Annotated in this window: 16 protein-coding genes; 3 read left to right on the forward strand and 13 right to left on the reverse strand. The window is 39.2% G+C overall.

Going from position 1 to position 20,054, the window contains the following annotated elements:
* Window positions 1-6: 6 nt before the first annotated feature.
* The 4 genes from BIV20_RS15105 to BIV20_RS15120 form a co-directional block, all read right to left on the reverse strand.
* Window positions 7-741, reverse strand: a complete 735-nt coding sequence (locus tag BIV20_RS15105; protein ID WP_075717448.1) for a hypothetical protein — start codon at window positions 739-741, stop codon at window positions 7-9.
* Between the two features lie 79 nt (window positions 742-820).
* Window positions 821-3,514: a sensor histidine kinase gene (locus BIV20_RS15110; RefSeq protein WP_075717450.1), complete on the reverse strand. Its 2,694-nt coding sequence runs from the start codon at window positions 3,512-3,514 to the stop codon at window positions 821-823.
* Window positions 3,515-3,526: 12 nt separating this feature from the next.
* On the reverse strand, window positions 3,527-4,222 hold the full coding sequence (locus tag BIV20_RS15115) for a response regulator transcription factor (protein WP_075717452.1): 696 nt from the start codon (window positions 4,220-4,222) through the stop codon (window positions 3,527-3,529).
* A gap of 115 nt (window positions 4,223-4,337) precedes the next feature.
* The gene (locus BIV20_RS15120) at window positions 4,338-5,198 is read right to left on the reverse strand and encodes a hypothetical protein (RefSeq protein ID WP_075717454.1); all 861 of its coding nucleotides are present in this window, start codon (window positions 5,196-5,198) and stop codon (window positions 4,338-4,340) included.
* A 186-nt stretch (window positions 5,199-5,384) separates the two neighbouring features.
* On the opposite strand from BIV20_RS15120, the gene BIV20_RS15125 reads away from it, so the two are divergent.
* Complete coding sequence (locus BIV20_RS15125; protein WP_075717456.1) at window positions 5,385-5,861, forward strand: PH domain-containing protein; 477 nt, start codon at window positions 5,385-5,387, stop codon at window positions 5,859-5,861.
* Window positions 5,851-7,350 (forward strand): PH domain-containing protein, encoded by a 1,500-nt coding sequence (locus BIV20_RS15130; protein WP_075717458.1) that lies wholly within the window; start codon window positions 5,851-5,853, stop codon window positions 7,348-7,350. The genes BIV20_RS15125 and BIV20_RS15130 overlap by 11 nt, the downstream gene beginning before the upstream one ends.
* A gap of 3 nt (window positions 7,351-7,353) precedes the next feature.
* Here BIV20_RS15130 and BIV20_RS15135 read toward each other — a convergent pair whose 3' ends face one another.
* From BIV20_RS15135 to BIV20_RS15155, 5 genes are all read right to left on the reverse strand, one after another.
* A complete protein-coding gene (locus BIV20_RS15135; RefSeq protein ID WP_075717460.1) occupies window positions 7,354-9,240 on the reverse strand; it encodes an HD-GYP domain-containing protein in 1,887 nt (628 codons plus the stop codon).
* Between the two features lie 148 nt (window positions 9,241-9,388).
* Entirely contained in the window at window positions 9,389-10,807 is a 1,419-nt protein-coding gene (gene hydG / locus BIV20_RS15140; RefSeq protein ID WP_075717462.1) for a [FeFe] hydrogenase H-cluster radical SAM maturase HydG, read from the reverse strand.
* A gap of 19 nt (window positions 10,808-10,826) precedes the next feature.
* Window positions 10,827-11,876, reverse strand: a complete 1,050-nt coding sequence (gene hydE / locus BIV20_RS15145) for a [FeFe] hydrogenase H-cluster radical SAM maturase HydE (protein WP_075717464.1) — start codon at window positions 11,874-11,876, stop codon at window positions 10,827-10,829.
* A gap of 270 nt (window positions 11,877-12,146) precedes the next feature.
* Entirely contained in the window at window positions 12,147-13,265 is a 1,119-nt protein-coding gene (locus tag BIV20_RS15150) for a DUF362 domain-containing protein (protein ID WP_075717466.1), read from the reverse strand.
* A gap of 368 nt (window positions 13,266-13,633) precedes the next feature.
* Window positions 13,634-14,803 (reverse strand): amidohydrolase, encoded by a 1,170-nt coding sequence (locus BIV20_RS15155; RefSeq protein ID WP_075717468.1) that lies wholly within the window; start codon window positions 14,801-14,803, stop codon window positions 13,634-13,636.
* A 177-nt stretch (window positions 14,804-14,980) separates the two neighbouring features.
* Between BIV20_RS15155 and BIV20_RS15160 the strand changes: the two genes are divergently transcribed.
* Window positions 14,981-15,634 (forward strand): VanZ family protein, encoded by a 654-nt coding sequence (locus BIV20_RS15160; RefSeq protein ID WP_075717470.1) that lies wholly within the window; start codon window positions 14,981-14,983, stop codon window positions 15,632-15,634.
* 371 nt (window positions 15,635-16,005) lie between these two features.
* On the opposite strand, the gene BIV20_RS15165 is transcribed toward BIV20_RS15160, so the two are convergent.
* The 4 genes from BIV20_RS15165 to atpD all read right to left on the reverse strand — a co-directional run bounded on the left by BIV20_RS15165 (window position 16,006) and on the right by atpD (window position 20,041).
* Window positions 16,006-17,325, reverse strand: a complete 1,320-nt coding sequence (locus BIV20_RS15165; RefSeq protein WP_075717472.1) for a sensor histidine kinase — start codon at window positions 17,323-17,325, stop codon at window positions 16,006-16,008.
* Window positions 17,326-17,336: 11 nt separating this feature from the next.
* Window positions 17,337-18,035, reverse strand: a complete 699-nt coding sequence (locus tag BIV20_RS15170) for a LytR/AlgR family response regulator transcription factor (RefSeq protein ID WP_075717475.1) — start codon at window positions 18,033-18,035, stop codon at window positions 17,337-17,339.
* A 195-nt stretch (window positions 18,036-18,230) separates the two neighbouring features.
* Entirely contained in the window at window positions 18,231-18,638 is a 408-nt protein-coding gene (gene atpC / locus BIV20_RS15175; protein ID WP_075717477.1) for an ATP synthase F1 subunit epsilon, read from the reverse strand.
* Window positions 18,639-18,649: 11 nt separating this feature from the next.
* Window positions 18,650-20,041, reverse strand: coding sequence for a F0F1 ATP synthase subunit beta (atpD, locus tag BIV20_RS15180; RefSeq protein WP_075717479.1), 1,392 nt, complete (start codon window positions 20,039-20,041; stop codon window positions 18,650-18,652).
* Between the last annotated feature and the right edge of the window lie 13 nt (window positions 20,042-20,054).

A 20,054-nucleotide genomic window follows, 5' to 3' on the forward strand; every position in this document is an offset into this window, starting at 1 on the left:
TTTTTACTAAATTGCTGTTATAGAATCAAAGAACTGCTGTATGGACTCTGGTTCTGTTTCTGTATATGTTGCTGCAAATGATACCATATAACCATCTATCTCAGTAATATAATATTCCTGTGTCACTCCGGCAAAAGTAACATAAACTCGCTGACAATCCAGCCCATTCTTATTTTCTTCTGTAATACTGGAAGCTTCTACTTCAATACCATTTGCTTCATACGTTGTTTTTAGATTTTTTTCTAAAATTTTGGCATATTGTTCCACACTTACTTTCATGCCAGCTGATACTTCCGTGTTCTCGATAACAATTTGAACGTTAGATCCATCCGCAGCTGATGCCATTACTTCATAAAGTGTTCCGCCTTCCTCCAATGCATCTACATCATAGTCCGCAGCTTCCATCATTTCTGTTCCGACTCCCAACACTTCCTGAATCTGTTCATCGGTATACAGAACAAATCCTTCCGGAATCGTCGCCTGAATCCCCAAACTTTCATTGGTATAAACATTTCCATCAACAGTTCCTTGTTCTACAGTTACTGTTTCTTCTTCGGAATCCTCATCTAATTCTTCCTCGTCAAAATCTTCATCGACTACTTCTTCGTCGTCTTTCTCTTCTTGCTGCTCCGTCTTAGAAGTCTCTTTTGTGTCATTGTCATTGTTGTTCTCATTTCCGCATGCCGTCAATGCAAATACCATTGTCAACGCCAACATACATGTAATTACTTTTTTCTTCATTTTTTTCTTCCCCTTTTGCTATTTTTTTGTTCCTTTTTTAGGTGGAACCGTTATATTGTATCCTTCTTCACTCTCCATGTCAATCTTCAGACATATTTTCCCGTGCCGGCTCTCGTTTAAATCCAATGGTAACCTTAAACAAGTCACCATCCAAATAAATTTCAAATTCTCCCCCCATAAGTTTAGTAAGATTCTTTGCAATAGATAGACCAAGGCCGCTTCCTTCGGTACTTCTTGACACATCTCCTCGAATGAAACGCTCCGTCAGTTCATCCGCCTGGATATTCAACGCATTCTGCGAAATATTCTTAATGGAAAGACTCACCCATTCCTCATCTACTTCCATATCCACATATACGCGAGTATTTGCCATAGCATATTTTGCCACGTTATTGTAAAGATTTTCTACAACACGCCAGATTCTTCTGCCATCTGCCATAATAACTACCGGTTCTCTCGGAAGCTTGGTAACCGCAGTCAATCCCTTCGCTTCAAACTTTTCATTAAATTCTCCACCGGTCTGATATACCAGTTCTACGAAATTGATACGTTCCATTTGAAGAGTGATATTTCCGGAACTTATCTTAGATGCTTCTAGCAAGTCTTCTGTCAACTGCTTCAACCTCTGAGACTTCTGTTCTAATACTGCAATATAATTCTGTGCCCGTTCATTTGGAATATCCTCTCTTTTCAACAAATCCACATAGTTAACAATGGAAGTAAGAGGGGTCTTAATGTCATGTGAAACATTGGTAATTAAATCTGCCTTTAGACGCTCATTTTTCATGCTGTCATCTACTGCATGAAACAATCCATCACCAATCTTATTTACTGCCTCTGCAAACTTCTTATTATCTCCCTTTAACTCCTGTGTATCTATCTTAAACTCTAGGTCTCCTTCGGAAATATTTTTGATTCCTTCTAACACCTTATTGCGTTGAATACCCTCTCTTACAATAAATACACCTTCCGCCAGGCTCATAACAATAAAGCAACATAGCCCAAACATCTGATACGGACTGTTCCACTCCATTATTAGCGGAATCACAATAAAACATCCCAAAAAATGTATTCCAAAGCAAATCAGCAACTTGGTCACCGGTCTACGCGCCTGAAATATACTTCCAATTGCTCGCACAATCCAATGCGTGATACTTTGATTCCATAATACTCCTGCACGAATTCTCCTTACGAAACTTAAGTAAAACAACATAAATAACGCCGAACTAACGAAAGCAAGTACACCGGACATAATCAAAAGACCGGCCAGTTCAGATGCGGTAAATCGATAAAACACCTCACCATACGTAAAAATCGTTACTATAACAGAAACAAATGATGCAATAAATACCAACTCTGTAGGAATCTTATCAAACCAACACAACTGATTCTCCTCACCATTTTCTCCGCCCTTTCCGGCAACCGTACTTAAATAAATAAAACAAATGAGATAACCTAGTGCGCTGATTACTATGGCGCTGGTTCCAATATAAATCCATGGATACATGCGATTATATTCCTGTTTTGCCTCATAAAAACTATCTTCCTGCGGAAAAGACGTGTTTACACAAACAAAAAGAACATTCCCTTTTCCACCATATATCTGCTCAATTCCATTGTAGAAAACATCTTCCATGCCCTTTACATCTGTCTCCAAACGCATATCAGACTCTCTATAGAAGAAGTATTTCCCCATCTGCTTTCCATAGGCTATCAAATCATCCACATCTTTGTCTTCCAGATTTGTGTATACCCTGTCTTCATTACCTCTTTTTATCCAATAACCAACATTGCTTCCTTCTTTTCCCAGATTGTAGCGGTTTAAACATTTCTTGTAAGTATTTACTTCTTGTCCTATATTTTCCAGCGTATATTCCAATGCCTCATACGCCTTTTGCATCTGAACCTCGGTACATTTTCCCTGAATATAATCATTCCAGATACCTTTTCCTTCTACAGAAAAATATGACTCATCCACAAAATTATAATCAGAAACATGGCTCCCCTGTTCCATGCCCATATCCTGCAAAAGCATACTCAACTCATTGCTGTCCAATTCATACAATCCACCATTAATTACCTTTTGTACAATATCTGGGAGATAGTTTTCATCCGTATTTTCTGCGGTATCTTCTATTGATGTTATGGAAGATGACGCACTACTGCCTTCCTCCATCCCAGTCACTTTATAAGAACCGCCATAGTAATGCTCTACATTAGAAACAATGAGCTCCTGAAGTTCTACACTCATATCTCCCAAGGTTGCAATTACCTTTTCCTGATTATAAATCGGCGCTCCCTCTCTGGTCACGATTTGCTTCTGATGTATCCCATCACCGATATAGTAACTGGAATTAAATTCATACTCTGACATAGTATAGCTTCTTGCCCATTCTACCAGTTCTCCCAAATAATAGTATCTGGCTTGTCCATCGCCTTCCGCAAACTTATCGTCCGAAATATCCCCGGCTCTTCCCTGACTACTATAATATTTTTGGATATCAATCCTTTTCTCCGTATCATAATTTCCTTCGGTCTCAAACTTCTTCCGAAGCTCTACAAAATTAAAAATATCTTCCGCCGATTCCTGAAATAGCGCCGAAAAGTATGCCGAAGTTGGGAATGACTTATTTCTGATTTCACTAAAATCCAAAATATTTTTCTGGAAAAGAGTTGTTACCAACAGTATCGATATAATCAATACAACAAACAGAATCTGTTGAATAACCACCATGGTTGCTTTTAATCCGGTAGAATATCGAAGCTTTTTCATTGCGCCACTCCTTTATTTTGATTTTTCTATTTTATATCCTACTCCCCATACCACTTTCAGATATCTTGGTTCCTTTGGATTGATTTCTATCTTCTCTCGAATATGGCGAATATGCACTGCTACCGTATTATCTGCTCCGATTGCATCTTCGTTCCATATACTTTCATATATCTGATTAATGGAAAATACTTTTCCCTGATTCTTCACCAATAACAACAAAATATTATATTCAATCGGAGTCAGTTTCACCAGTTCATCATCTACCGTCACTTCTTTTAGGTCATCATTAATAATCAGACCACCCACCTGATAAATTCTCTGGCTGCTTTCTGCCGCATTGCCAAGCTGTGTATATCGCCGCAACTGAGATTTTACTCGTGCAACTAACTCCAATGGATTAAATGGCTTTGTCACATAATCATCTGCCCCAATATTAAGCCCTAATATCTTATCTGCATCCTCAGATTTTGCAGATAAAATAATAATCGGGATACTACTTTCTTCTCGAATCTTCAACGTGGCACGAATTCCATCCAACTTCGGCATCATCACATCAATAATCAAAAGATGAACCTCTTGCTCTCTCAACACTTCCAATGCCTGTTCACCATCATATGCCTTTAGGATATGATATCCCTCCTGCTGCAAATATATCTCTATTGCATCTACAATTTCTTTGTCATCATCACATACTAAAATATTTTTCATATTCCTTCACCTCATAAGTTAGGGACATCCGCCATATCTTCTGACGTATGCCCCTATTCTATCAATTGTTTTTTAAATTACTGACAGGAAATTTATTAAGATTTCCGAAAGGTCGCTATTTTTTGCTAAAGGGGAAGCGCCTGTCTTTGCCCTCTGTCTGTTTTTTCTTAAAATATGCAGCATCCAGATTCACCTTTACCTCGGGAACTGCATGCGCTACCGGCTGTTCTTCTTGTTCCTCTTGGAAACCACTCATTGCAGCTCTTCTCCGCAGACTTTCTGCAAATTCCTTTCCCGTTACTTTGGAAAGACTTTCCGTTACCTCATCCGGATCGTCCAAGCTACCATTTTCATTATAATGCTTTCCAACCTGGTCAAAGTACGCCTTGTTTATTTTTATTTCCGGCTGAATCGCTGAATAGGATTTTCCTTCATTCGGAATCCGTTTTCCCTTAGACTTTTCTATCTTCTCCCGCAGTTCCTTCTCTCTCTGCTGATTATTTTCATCAATTACTTTGAGATATTTCTGCGTATCGGCAAAGTCCTGTAATTGTTCCTTTAATTCAAACTGATTCTGTCGGACTTTCTCCTTCTCATTATTCAGTTCTGTATTCATCTTACGAAAAATCCGTTGCACTGACTTATTGGCATCCTCCATAATATACTGAATTCTACTCAATGCATCATCCGTATAAATAATAGACGCCGCATAAATATCATCTGCATGCCGATTTGCTTTTCCTATAATCTCCTCTCCCCGTTTCTGGCTACGTCGCTCAGACAGCTCATGCTTCTGTCTGGTAACCTCATATTCATCCATTACCTCATAAACTGCCATATTCAGTTGCTCTAACAAGTCAAACACCTTCTGCTTCTCTACCACAATCATAGCATCATTTTGCTCATAGGTCTGACTCTGTGAAAACAATACATGTATCTCTTTTAAAATACGTTCTATCTTATCTTGTACACTCATATTCCGGTTCCCCTATCCGTTTCTTATTCTCATTTATTATAGGGGATTTATTTTTATGTTGCAACAGGTTTTCATTCTCGACTAAATTAATGTTACGTTAAGAAAAACAGATATAATTTTTAAGAATGTTATGTTATTTTATTACTTATAATAATTATTTTAATCTGTTCAGGGAGGCGTATTTTCATGGAATTTAAACAATTACACAAAAAAGCTTTGTACTGCATGTATGTTTCAACCTTTATTACCACGCTTATTACACTTGCTGTTTTAACTGCAATACTACACTTCACATCCTTATTTTCCAAACCCTTTGTTCCGATTGCTTTTGTAATCATTTTAGCACTGTCCACCATAAATTGTCTTATTAGCCCATTTTTCCGCTACCGCCGTTACCGCTATGCCATTGACGAGGAGTGCATCTACATTAGGGAAGGCTTTTTATGGATTACAGAGACTATTGTTCCGTTGGAAAGACTTCATAAAATTGCCATGTCTCAAGGCCCCATCGACCGTTTCTTCGGCCTTACTAAAGTCGTTGTTACCACAGCCGGAGGAGATGCTGACATAAGTTTTCTGGGATACGAAACCGGCCAGTCCATTACGGATTCCCTAAAGAAAAAGATAAACACAATTGCCTTGGAGGAAAATTATGGAGAATAACAAAATGCGCTGTCATTTCAGCATTATATTTGAAAAGGCCGGAAGCTTTCTTGTCTTCTGGCTCATTCTTGTGGCAAATAAAATAGATGATATCATTGAGGTTATTACCGCACCGGATTTCAGCATAAAATCCATACCTTACATTCTGCCAGTCTGTTTGGGACTTACACTCTTACTTTTGATTATCCTTGGATATCAGTTTCTGGTATGGCGAAAGACTTTTATCTATCTGGACGGAGACACATTTGTAGTAGAGCGAAATACCTTAAATCGCCAAAAAAGTACTTTTGCCATTTCCAGCCTTGCAAATATCAATCTGGAGCAAAACCTCCTGGAACGCCTAATAGGAACTTATCGTTTGAAGCTGGATACCGATAGTTTTTCCACCGCAGATTCTACTGATGTCTCTATCGTGCTTTCTGCTTCAAATGCAACTGCCCTAAAAGAGGAGTTATTGACACTCATGAAAAAGGAACCTCTATCCGAAACTGTCACAGTTTCCGGGGAAACGGAAAACGCTTCTCCAGAAACTATAACCTATGCCTCTACCAAAGAAGTGCTTTCCCATTGTTTTTTCAGTATCCCCACCAGGCTCCTCTTTCTTACTTTTGCTGTTATCATTGGAGTTCCGCTTTACTTATATTTAAATAATATTTCTATACGACATTTTATAATAGATGATATTGCTGGTTCTTCCGGAAATCTTCTTGCTGTTTTTTTGTTGGTAATTACTTATGGATATTCTTTTGCCAAACAACTATTATCATTCTATCATTTCCGCTGCTTTCGCCAGGGAAATGACATTCGAATTCAGTATGGTTTCCTAAAAAATCAGGACTTTACCATTCCCTTGAAGCGTATCAATGCAATTCAGATATCTCAACCGCCACTCTCCCGCCTTACCGGACGGATGCAGGCACAGCTTATTTGTATTGGTGTAGGCGACTCCGAGACTGAAAAGCCACAGCTTACTCTTTGCATGAAAAAAGAAAAATTTTATACACATATGCAAGAATTATTGCCGGAGTTTTCCACAGAAGCGATTCAAGAAATCCACAAATTGCCGAAGGGTTCCGCAACTTCCTACTTCATTTCCTGCCTATCTTTGCTCTTACTATTTAGCGTAGGATATTGGGGGGGAACCGCTTTATTTGGAACCAAAGTTCCTGGCAAAATGCCTCTTTGCATTTGTTACGGAATTACTGTTTTCCTCATTATCCTATATCAATTCCTTCACTATTTTAGTCTTGGAACAGAAATAGAGGAAAAACAACTTGTCATTCACAGTGGTTCCTTTCGGAAGGAAATCTGGCTGATTCCCTACCATAAAATTCAGTATGTAGACCTTCAGCAGAATCCGGTATCACGCTTATTTCAGATTGCAAAGGGAAAAGTACACATTCTGGCATCATTAGGCAATAGCACAGTATCACTTCCCTTTACTTCTCTATCTAAAATTAATGAATTAAAAGAAGAGCTGTTGAATTAAACTTTAATTCAACAACTCTTCCTTTCCTTGATTTTTCTCACTGGCAAATCGATGATACAATTGATAATATGCTTCTTCCCTTTCTTCTGTCACAATATATTCCAGACTTTCTATCAGATTCTCATCTGCCCAGATAAAATCTACAATTTCAGGGGAATATCTTACTCCCTTTTCCTCATTCATCTCCTCCAAAACCATACGAACTGTTTTATCACTCATATAATTTCTTCCAAGGCTGTCTGTAGCCGCATCAATACAGTCACATATCGTTATCAAGTCTATTGCAAACTTGTCCTTACATTTCCGATTATCAAACTCTACAGGATATCCTCCCTCTCCATTATAATACTTATGGTGCCCCAGAATAATATTATAGTACTGTTTCAGACTTTCATAGGAATCTCCACCATTCAAACCATATTGTGGATGTTTCTTTATAGTTTCAAATTCCTGGTCTGTCAGCTTTCGAAGTTGCATATTAATCGTAGTACTAATCAGTAATTTTCCTCTATCATGATGCAATGCTCCGAGTCGAAAGAAGGAAAGAATCTCTCTTTTTCGTCTTTTTACCTCTTCCGGGGTCTTACATCCTAATACCCCTACCACATATTCCGGCTTTCTATCAATAATCTTTCCTGCAACCTCTACCGCCAGCTTCGCCACTCCCCGCACATGAATTTCTGTACTTCCTTGTCTTATCAACAATACTCTTTCATACAATTCCATAGCTTCCTTCTGCTCATAATGCGGTAGCAACTCCATGATTTCGTATACAATAAGCCTATCTACATATGCTTTGTTTCCATCAATCGGGAAACTGGTATAGTACCAAGTTACATCATCTTTCAACTTCTCGTTCCAAGGGAACTGATACTTTTCTCCCCCTTCAAATAACTCCGGCAAAAACAACGGCATCATCCGCACCATATTATTATCGTTATACTGATACCCCTCTCCTCGTTTTATCTCTTGCCACGGCTCTTCTCTATAATATTCATATAGCTTCTCATAGTATTCTTTTTCTGTTATTTTCCCCTGTTTTCTTTCATGTTTCCAGTAATTATAGTACTCACTGGCCCCAAGCCGTTCCTTCTTCTCCCGCAGTTTTTGATAATATTTCTCCTCTATGTCGCGTACTTTTCCAACAACATTTTCACTTCCGGGTTTCAAAAGTTCTGTACATATTTCATCTACTAAAATTGCCTGCATAGATGCAATATCAAAATTCTGATTAAACCGCCCTTTATTTTTTTCCGCTTCATAAAACTCATACGCTTCCATTAAATGAGACATATGAATGGCATTATAATCCTTGTCATCCTCAGTATCCCAATTTGTCCGGTTAAACAGGGAAGCCAAGATTGCTCTTCTCACTACAGGGTCTTTTATCTCTCCATACTGATTCCGATAAGATACCACCTTCTGATAGCATTGATATACTTCCTGACGTATCTGGGGATCATTGATAAATCCTCCAAAATATCCCAGACAAAAATAGCTTAAAATCTGCTTTTCTATATTACTCTTCTGTGTATAATATGGAATAAGCTTTTTTAACACCTCTACCGTAAGGAGACTGTCAAAGGTGACCTCATATGCCATCTTCATAATTTCATCCAAAAAAGTATCTGCTATTTCATCTGTAAATTCCCTGTGTCCTTCTCCCTCTTGCACAAAAGGCAAAATCACTTCCCGGATACATACATTATTTTTCTGAAAAGCTTCTCGCTGAAAGGCTGATTTTTCCTTTAAAAGACAAAACCATTTTTCCTTTTGTTCCGGCTTCATATACAGAAAATACAGGATACTTTCATAATGATCCTGTCTGCGCAAACTTTCTTTATACATTTTGTAAAACTGACGTATCTTTTCTGCTCCGATTTCCTGCATAATAAAGAAGCCCCTTTTCTCAATTACTACATTTCATATATTATAACAGTATTTCCCTTTTGTAAATTATTATTCCGCAAAAAGAAGACAGCTATTCACTGTCTCCTTTGCTCCATTCATACTACCATGAAATCCCACTCATTTTCAATTAGAATCTGAAATCTCTTTCTCCGTTATGAATATTTGCCAGATATTCTATTACCTTTTCCTTTACCTTTGGATTGGTAATGACATCTAATTCCTTTTCAATCAACTTATCCCCTACTGCCTTTGTTTCCGGTGATGCATAGTCTTCCAGATATTCTTTTAAGGTCATCAACGCATTCGGATGACAGCAGTTTACAATCTGACCACTCTTTAGCAATGTCATAAAACGGTCTCCCGTTCTGCCTTCCCGGTAACATGCCGTACAGAAACTCGGAACATAATCCATCTCCATTAACCATTTTACCACTTCGTCTAAAGTACGATTGTCGCTGACATCAAACTGTGCGGAATTCTCTTCCTCCGGTTCCGGTTCTGCATATCCTCCAACACTTGTCTTAGAACCTCCACTAATCTGGGACACGCCAAGATGAAGCACTTTTTCACGACAGGCCTGAGACTCCCGCGTAGAAATAATCATTCCGGTATACGGTACTGCAATTCGAATACATGCTACAATCTTCTGGAAAGTTTCGTCTGAAATACCATTATCAAATACATCCGGATCGATATCGTCTGCGCGACGTACTCTTGGAACACTGATGGTATGCGGCCCTACGCCCTTGTATACTTCTAAGTGCTCTGCATGCATAAGAATTCCCACAAAATCATAACGATAGTTATTTAACCCAAACAAAACTCCCAATCCTACATCATCTATACCACCTTCCATGGCACGGTCCATAGCTTCCGTATGATATGCATAATCATGCTTTGGTCCGGTTGGATGAAGTTTTTCATAAGACTCTTTATTGTAGGTCTCTTGGAATAAAATATAAGTTCCAATTCCTGCTTCCTTCAGTTTCCGATAATTCTCTACTGTAGTTGCTGCAATATTTACGTTTACACGACGGATTGCTCCGTTCTTGTGCTTAATACCATAAATGGTATGGATACACTCTAATATGTACTCAATCGGATTATTTACCGGATCTTCTCCGGCTTCCAATGCCAGACGTTTATGTCCCATATCCTGTAGTGCAGTAACTTCTTTTACAATTTCCTCCTGAGTCAATTTCTTACGAGCAATGTGTTTGTTTTTCGCATGATATGGACAGTACTCACAACCATTGATACAGTAATTAGATAAATACAATGGCGCAAACATAACAATACGGTTACCGTAAAAGTCTTTTTTAATCTGTTCTGCCAGCGCATAGATTTCTTGATTCTTGTCCTCTAATTCACAATCCAGAAGCACCATTGCTTCCTTATGGGACAGTCCTTTTCTTTTTTTGGCCTTTTCTAAAATCTGGTCAATCAATTCCCTATTGTTCTTATTTTTCTCGGCATACTCCAGGGAATCCAAAATTTCCTGATTGTCAATAAATTCTTCTGCCTTTGGTGACATTACATTGTACATAACTTTTCCTCCACTTTTTCTAACTATCTTCATCCGGGTAATCGCCCCGGTCTGTTACCAACTCATATCCTATACTTTCCATCCGTCGATTGAGGCACATACGACATTCTGCCGCTTCATCTCCGGTACAGATTTTATTATCATAAAGTTCATATTTTTTCCGTACCGACGTAGGTGACAAATTCGGCATTACGACATTCGCTCCTGCCTGAATTCCTTTTTCTCTTCCCAATGGATCAATGGTTCCAAGTGCTGTCGTGGACGGCAATAACAATTTCGGCTGCATTAATCGCAACAAACCAATCATAAATAACGTTAATTCTACCGTTCCACCTACCTCTTCTGCAAAAGGTGTTTCATGGTGCGGCACAAATGGTCCAATCCCCACCATATGAGGCTGTAATTCATGAATAAACATCATATCTTCTGCCAGCTGCTCTGGTGTCTGTCCGGGGCTTCCTACCATGAATCCCGTTCCGGTCTGATAACCAATTTCCTTTAAGTTTCTAAGGCACTGTTTTCGATTTTCCGATGATAATTCCGGCGGATGCAATTTTCGATAATGGACATCCTCCGCTGTTTCATGGCGCAATAGGTATCGGTCTGCTCCCGCCTCAAAAAGACGCTGATAACTCTCAAAACTACGTTCTCCCACAGACAATGTCAATGCGCAATCCGGGAAACTTTCTTTTATCGTTCTTACAATATCCTCCAGCTTCTCTTGGGTAAACCATCCATCCTCACCACCCTGAAGCACAAAGGTTCGAAAACCAAGCTCATATCCGGTGGCACAGCATTCCAAAATTTGTTCCTTCGTCAGTCGATAACGTTCTGCTTTTCCATTACTTCTACGGATACCACAATAATAACAGTCGTTTTTGCAGTAATTCGTAAACTCAATCAATCCTCTGGTGTAAACCTTGTTGCCAAAATACTTATGCTGCCAATAACGTGCCTTTTCAAAAAGATATGCAGCCGCTTCTTCATTTCGTCCGGCAATCAACATAGTCCACTCTTCTTTGGCAAGACAATGCTGCTGCTCCAACTTATCAATTAATTCTAATATCATAAAAGCCCTGTACCGAAAGGGTACAGGGCTTACATACACACTACACCGCCAGAACTTCTGCCGGTTTTCCTTTTATGTCTGCACCTTTCCCCTCAGGTATTCCTTTCTGGTCTGGTCTGCTTCTTATTTTATAAGTACATTTCTTTTGAAATAGTGGTTTGTGGTAAGAGTCATTCTATCCACGCACCTTGGTTATCGTAACATGGTTTTCCACAAAATACAACCATTGCACGGAAACAAGTGCACAATTTTGCTTAATTGCAAGTTATTCTAAATCTCAATCAGTTCATATTCCCTGCTGCCAAGGCCAATTTTTTCTGCATGCTCCACGCAGGACTTCCAGTTGGTATCCGGATGGGTCACATGAAAATGATCATGATGTTCATCATGGGTCTTCTCTTTATTGTCACTCAAAACACTTCCTGCAATCACAGGCTGACGGTTGCAAGCATCTGCACACGCCATATCCAACGCTACCGGATCAAAGGATGCAAACATTCCTACATCCGGAATAATCGGAATATCATTTTCTGCATGACAATCGCAGTTTGGTGACACATCGCATATAATCGAAATATGAAAATGCGGTCTTCCATCACATACTGCCTTGCTGTACTCTGCAATCTTGTAATTCAGCACATCATTAGAACTGCTGGAGCCCGGCTGTACCGCATCCTTCGGACAGACTCCGATACATCTTCCACATCCTACACATTTACTATGGTCAATGGATGCTTTCTTATTTGTAACAGTAACCCCTGTGTGGGCACAAACCTTCGTACAAGCTCCACATCCTACACATTTGTCCTGGTTTACATAAGGCTTTCCATCACTGTGCATTTCCATTTTTCCAGCTCTGGAACCACATCCCATACCGATATTTTTCAGCGCACCACCAAATCCTGTCGCTTCATGTCCCTTGAAATGAGTAAGGGAGATAAAAATATCTGCATCCATAACAGCCTGTCCTATTTTTGCTTCTTTTATGTATTCTCCGCCTTCCACCGGTACCAGTGCTTCATCGGTTCCTTTTAATCCGTCTGCTATGATAACATGACATCCCGTAGAAAAAGGCGAGAATCCATTTTCATACGCAGTATCCAGATGATCCAGCGCATTTTTTCTACTTCCTACATACAGCGTATTACAATCTGTCAAAAATGCTTTTCCGCCCAGTTCCTTTACAATATCCACTACTACTTTCGCATAGTTCGGTCGCAGGAACGCAAGATTTCCCAATTCTCCGAAATGTATTTTGATTGCTGCATAGTGGTCTTTAAAATCAATATCTTTGATTCCTGCTGTCAAGATTAGCCTTCTTAGCTTATCCGGAATATTTTCCGTATATGATGTCTTAAAATTTGTAAAATATACTTTTGATTTTTCCACGTAAAAAACTCCTTTCCATTTAAAAACAAGCTTCTGATATCCCTAGTATATCATTTTTCTCACAATTTCTTTACTATTTCTTCATAATTTCTTTTGACTTTTTTATTTTTCTTTTAGAAATTGTCCACACTTTGCACACATTTCTTTTTTATACTAAATACATCAAATGAAGTTGATGACAAAACAGCGCGCACCGTTGTCGACTTCGACAAAAAATAATTGTAACTGTTTTATTGCAACAGTTGCAAATTATCCTATAGATAGTTGGTGCCACCGCCCAAGATGTGGCACCCCATGAAACATTTCATAAATTTACTCCCCCCAAAGCGTTGTCACAAGACAACGCTTTCCTTCCTTTTAAGGGCCTTTTATTCTCCTGTATATCTTATGACTCCGTCAATAACAACAAATTTAAGTTTTGTATCAGAAACCATGGGATTTCCTTTTGCAATTACAAAGTCTGCATCCTTTCCAATCTCAATGGAACCGACTCGGTCTGATACCCCGATATGCTTTGCCGCATTAATCGTGATTGCCTTTAATGCATCGAATTCACTCATACCATCTTTTACCGCAAGCCCTGCGCACAATGGCAAGTATTGTTGTGGAATCACCGGCGAATCCGTAATGATTGATACCTGACATCCTGCTTTTGCTAAAATCCCCGGTGTGGTAAAGCTCTTATTTTTCAATTCAAACTTGGTCGCATGTCCCAAGGACGGTCCTACCGCTACCGGAAATCCTTCTTTTGCCAAATCATCTGCTATCAATGCTCCATCCGTACAGTGATCTATCGTAAGCCCTAAGTGATATTCCTTCGCAATACGAATAGCAGTATAAATATCATTTGCCTGATGTGCGTGTGCCTTTAATGGCATTTTTCCCTCTATAACCGGAATCAATGCCTCCAACTTAGCATCATAGGCAGGCTGTTTTAACACATCGTCTCCTGCTGCTTCTTTTTTCTTCTTATACTCAATGGTTTTATCCAACATAATCCGCAACTTAGAAGCCGTACTCATTCTGGAATAATTATCTTTGTCCTTATAGCATCTTTTGGGGTTCTCCCCAAATGCACACTTCATTGCCACCTTTTCTCGAATTACCATATCATCGATTCGTTTCCCTGTGGTCTTATATGCCGTAAAGGTTCCACCCAACACATTGGAACTTCCCGGTCCTGCCGCCACGCAGGTCACACCACCTTCCATCGCCAGATGTATACTTTCATCCTGTGGATTAAGTCCATCTATTGCAGATAACTGCGGTGTAAGAGAATCGGTCATTTCGTTGTAATCCGCTCCTTCAAATCCGATTGCATATCCGTCTAGTCCCAAATGGCAGTGCGCCTCTACAAATCCCGGATATACATTCAATTCCGATGCATCCAATATCTGGGCTTCATTTATAATTTTTCCTTCTAACACCGGTGCAATCTGTATGATTTTTCCTTTTTCTACTAAAATATCCGCCACATACGGTTCTTCATGTACTGCATCATAAATGGTGCCCTGCTTTATTAATAACATTTCACTCATTTTGCAAGTCTCCTTCATCTGCTTCTTTTTCATATAGTATACCACAAATTCGAATATAACTTACAGATTTGTAAGTTTTAAAACGGATTTGTAAGGCGAATCGATGGTTGCCTCTCCTTGTTCTTGCTATACTTGTCTTATCAAGAAACGAAACAACAACCAAATGGAGGTAGTCTTATGGAACAATATATATTAGCTATAAAAATGGGAGTGGCACATTTTCCGGTTATCGCCACATTTCTCATCATTCCAATCCTGCTTTTTCAGGTGATTTCAACCAAAAAATTAAATCTTGTCCGCGTTGGAATGTGTTTTCTATTTCTATTTTATATGATGTGCACCTATGCATTGATTATTTTTCCATTGCCGGATGCAGCAACCGCAGAAACGCTTTCTTCTCACAATATACAACTTATTCCGTTTCACTTCATTGCTGACATCGTGAGAGAAACTCCTTTTGAAATTAGTAATATTCACACCTATTTACCGGCACTTTTTCATAGAACAATATTACAGGTAGTCCTCAACGTTGTAATGGTAATTCCTTTCGGTATGTTTTTAGCTTATTATTTTAACTTCAATACCAGAAAAGTTGCTCTTTCCTCCTTCTTGTTAAGTTGCTTTTTTGAACTGAGCCAGCTCACCGGTTTGTTCTTTATGTTCTCCGGTTCATATCGCCTGTGTGATGTAGATGACTTAATGGCAAATACTTTAGGCGGAATCATCGGATGCCTGCTGGTACAGCTTTGCAGCAAATGGCTGCCAAATCTGAGACGCTTTGATATTGATATACTAAAACCTTTACGTAGCTTAAAGCACCGCCCGGTATAGTTTCTATATTATAAAAAATGTGTCCTGCTATAAAATTCTCACTTTATAACAAGACACATTCTTCTTACCCTATATCCTTTATTCTAAAGTCTCCCGCTACCTTCCCATACCTCATGCTTCTCCTGCACATATTTTAAAATATCCCCTCTGCATGCAATTATTTCCTTTACTGCTTATTACAAAATAGCACAATACATGAGGCTCTTCAAGGATAACCCCGTAAACGTCGACTTAACCCCGTGAACGTTGACAATCTTTGTCAATTACCACCAAATAATCTTTTTATGAAATCAATCCACCAACTAGTTCCAGTTAACAACATGATATCATCCTCCTTTTTATCTATAAGATACTACAAAAATAACTTATTTTCAACAATTACACTTTAAAGGTAATGTTACCACTGTCCTAAAGCAGGAATCTTCCACTCCCCATTGAAAAGTCCCATGATTTTTTTCCACCGTTTCCTTTACGTTTCTTAATCCAATTCCATGATTCTTTTTGTCCTTCTTGGTGGTTTTTGGCAAGTCTCCTTTTATTTCTTCCGTCTGCTTTGAAATACTATTGGAAATCTCCATCTGGAACGCCTGCTGACCGGAGTTTACCTTTATCTTCAGATACTTTCCGCTCTCACTCGGTTTCTTTAATTCCTCTACACTATTCTTAATCAGATTGGAAAAAATGGTACACAACTCTACATCACTGATAGAAAGCTCCTTGGTCAAACAACCTGTAACCTTTACTTCCACCTCTTCATCCAACATTTGTACATAATAATTTAAAAAAGAATCTATGATGGTATTTCCAACACTGTAACATTTCTGCTGAATTTTTACAATATTTCCCTGCATCTCCTCCACATAATCTGCAACCGGCTCCACTTGCCCCTTCTTCGTCAACTCTCCCAGTGCAATTAAATGATTCATTACATCATGACGAAATCTTCTGGTATCTTCCTCCTTTGCCAACATCGCCTCATAATAATTTTTCTGTGTATCTTTTAATGTCTTTTCCATTTCCAGATACTTTTTCATCTTTTTATTCATATCATTGACATAAATAATAAACACGGCAAGCGCTATCATACTAAAAAGAAAAATAACAGTTAATATCTGCACCTTCTTGGTAAGTATAGGGTCATTTATTCCCTCCGCAAAATAGGCCAGTCCACTTACCGTCGCTGGTAAAGCTATCATCATAACCGCAATACAAAGATATAACATTGCCTTTGTTATCAACTGAAATATTCTATTATCTTTCATCCATCTTTTTTTCTTTACCCCACAAATCGCTAATAATATAGAAATAGATATCAGATTATTGATAATCCAATTTATTTCTTGAGGCACTTTTTCAAGAAACATCCTGTCCTCTAATATTTCTAACACCATTCCAATAGCAGAATCCGCAGTAATTAGTATGACCCATATTGCCAGTATATGTAAGATTCTTCTTTTTATCGGCTCATTCGCAACAACCACCAATGTAATAATGATACCAGGTATCAAGTTATAAGATAACGCAATTAAATCTTCCGTCTGTTGAATCCCTGTCATTAACACAATCAACCACAAACCAAATGCAACTCCCACAAACCATTTTCTGCGTAATTTTGTTTCAAACAAAACATATAATAGTAACGAATATTTTACCAGTTCCAATACGAAATCAAATGCTAAGACCAGCTTCATCATATGTCTCCTTATCTATAGTTTACATCAAACATAATGTAAGCTTTTTCAAATTCCTTTTTCTTTCTTACGGAAACCCTTATTTCTACTGCTCCAATCTGAATGACTCCGTTTTTATATGTATCAATATATCTCATATTTACAATACACTGCTTATTTACCCGAAAAAACAGCCTGTCATCCAATGCTGTTTCCAATTCCTTCAGCGAGGTTTCCTTGCGAAATACACCTTCCTTCAAGATAAATTCAACAGAACTGTCCATAGCCTCCACATACAGAATCTCGTTCTGACAAAAAGTATATGCCACCCGTTCCCGATATACTTCTATCTTTTCCATTCCAACCCGTGTCTGGAGCGCATCCTCTAACGCCTCTCGAACTTCATTCTTTTGAAAGGGCTTGGTCACAAAGCGAAATGCATTTATCTTAAATGCTTCTTTAAAGCGGTCCTGTCTGCTTGTCGCCATAATAATCTTGCAGTCTAAATTCTGCTTTTGAATTCTGTTTCCAATTTCAATTCCATCCAACCCCGGCATCTCGATATCAAGAAATAGGACATCCAAACTCTCTACTTCTTCCAATAGCTTTTCACCGCAATCAAAGGTTGCAATCTGTCCCTCTTCTTCTAATTCGTCCAGACATTGTTCTACTAATGTTCCCAATACGCTTAATACAATCTTTTCATCATCACAAATCCCAATTTTTATCATATGCGATATTCTCTCCGATTTCTTCCCCTCGAAGCACAATAATTTTAATTATATATTATATTGCAAAAACTGGGTTTTGTACATGGTATTGGGTGAAAATTTTTTATAAGGTTAGAACAAAGAGTGCTTTGCACTCTTTGCGCGCTTAAATTAAAAAGAAGCTTCTTCCCATCTGGGATAGAAGCTTCTTCTCTTTTATCTCTTAATATCAATTCGAACCAATGCCTTCTTCAATGCAATCTCTGCACGGGCAACATCAATTTCTGCCGCATGATTATGAAGTCTCTCTTCCGCACGGGAGCGAGATGCTTCTGCACGCGCAACATCGATTTCTTCGGGCCATTCTGCAATTTCTGCCAAAAAGGTTACCTTGTCCGGTAAAATTTCCACAAATCCTGCATGAATTGCCGCTTCTTTCTTTCCTTCTGCCTCTGTAATGGTTACGATTCCCGGAGCCAGTACAGCGGTCAGAGGGATGTGGTGCTTATAGACACCCATTTCCCCCTCGGTAGATGTGAACTCTACCATGGAGGCTTCTCCTTCGTAAAACTTACGGTCAGGAGTTATAATTTCCAACCGGAAAAATTTGTTTTCCTCTGCCATTTGTCCACCCCCTATTTCATACGGGCACGGACTTCATCGATAGAACCTGCATTTAAGAAATAGCTTTCCGGTACGTCATCATGCTTTCCTTCCAGAATTTCCTTGAATCCACGGATGGTTTCTGTAATAGGTACATACTTTCCATCCAGTCCGGTAAACTGGGTTGCTACGAAGAATGGCTGAGATAAGAATCTCTGCACCTTTCTTGCACGGTTTACAACCAGCTTATCATCTTCTGAAAGTTCATCCATACCAAGGATTGCAATGATATCCTGTAATTCTTTATACTTCTGCAAAATTTCCTGTACACCACGAGCCACTTCAAAGTGTTCCTGACCTACGATACGAGGGTCCAGAATACGAGAAGTAGAACCAAGTGGGTCTACTGCCGGATAAATACCAAGTTCTACGATAGAACGGTCTAATACGGTAGTTGCATCCAGATGGGCAAATGTAGTTGCAGGAGCCGGGTCTGTTAAGTCATCCGCCGGTACATATACTGCCTGTACGGAAGTAATAGAACCATTCTTTGTGGATGTGATACGTTCCTGCAAAGCACCCATTTCTGTCTGTAAGGTTGGCTGATAACCTACCGCAGATGGCATACGTCCTAATAACGCAGACACCTCGGAACCAGCCTGTGTGAAACGGAAGATATTGTCAATGAATAACAATACGTCCTTTCCACCTTTATCACGGAAATACTCTGCCATGGTAAGTCCTGTTAAACCTACACGCATACGCGCTCCAGGTGGCTCGTTCATCTGTCCGAACACCATACAGGTCTTATCAATAACTCCGGATTCTTTCATTTCATAGTAAAGGTCATTTCCTTCACGAGTTCTTTCACCTACACCGGTAAATACAGAATATCCACCATGCTCTGTTGCGATGTTGTGAATTAATTCCTGAATCAATACGGTCTTACCTACACCGGCACCACCGAACAGACCGATTTTTCCACCCTTCTGATATGGGCAAAGTAAGTCAACGACCTTAATACCGGTTTCCAACATTTCTGTAGAAGTTGCCTGCTCTTCAAAAGCCGGAGCTTTTCTATGAATTGGCATATATTCTACATCTGTTGGAGCTTCTACTTCGTCAATGGGCTCTCCCAAAACATTGAACATACGTCCCAATGTCTTTTCACCTACCGGAATAGAAATTGGCGCGCCGGTTGCTTCTGCATCCATTCCGCGGACAAGACCATCCGTAGGACCCATGGCAATACATCTTACCGTATCATCACCCAGATGCTGGGAAACTTCAACTACTAATCTCTTTCCGTCTTTTAAGGAAACATTGATTGCTTCGTTGATTTCCGGCAGCTTTCCTTCGGAGAACTTCACGTCAAGAACGGCTCCGACAATCTGAGTGATTTTACCTATATTCTTTTCTGCCATATTTTCACTCCTT

The organism is Roseburia sp. 499, from assembly GCF_001940225.2.
In the GTDB taxonomy this organism is placed as follows: Bacteria; Bacillota; Clostridia; order Lachnospirales; family Lachnospiraceae; genus Petralouisia.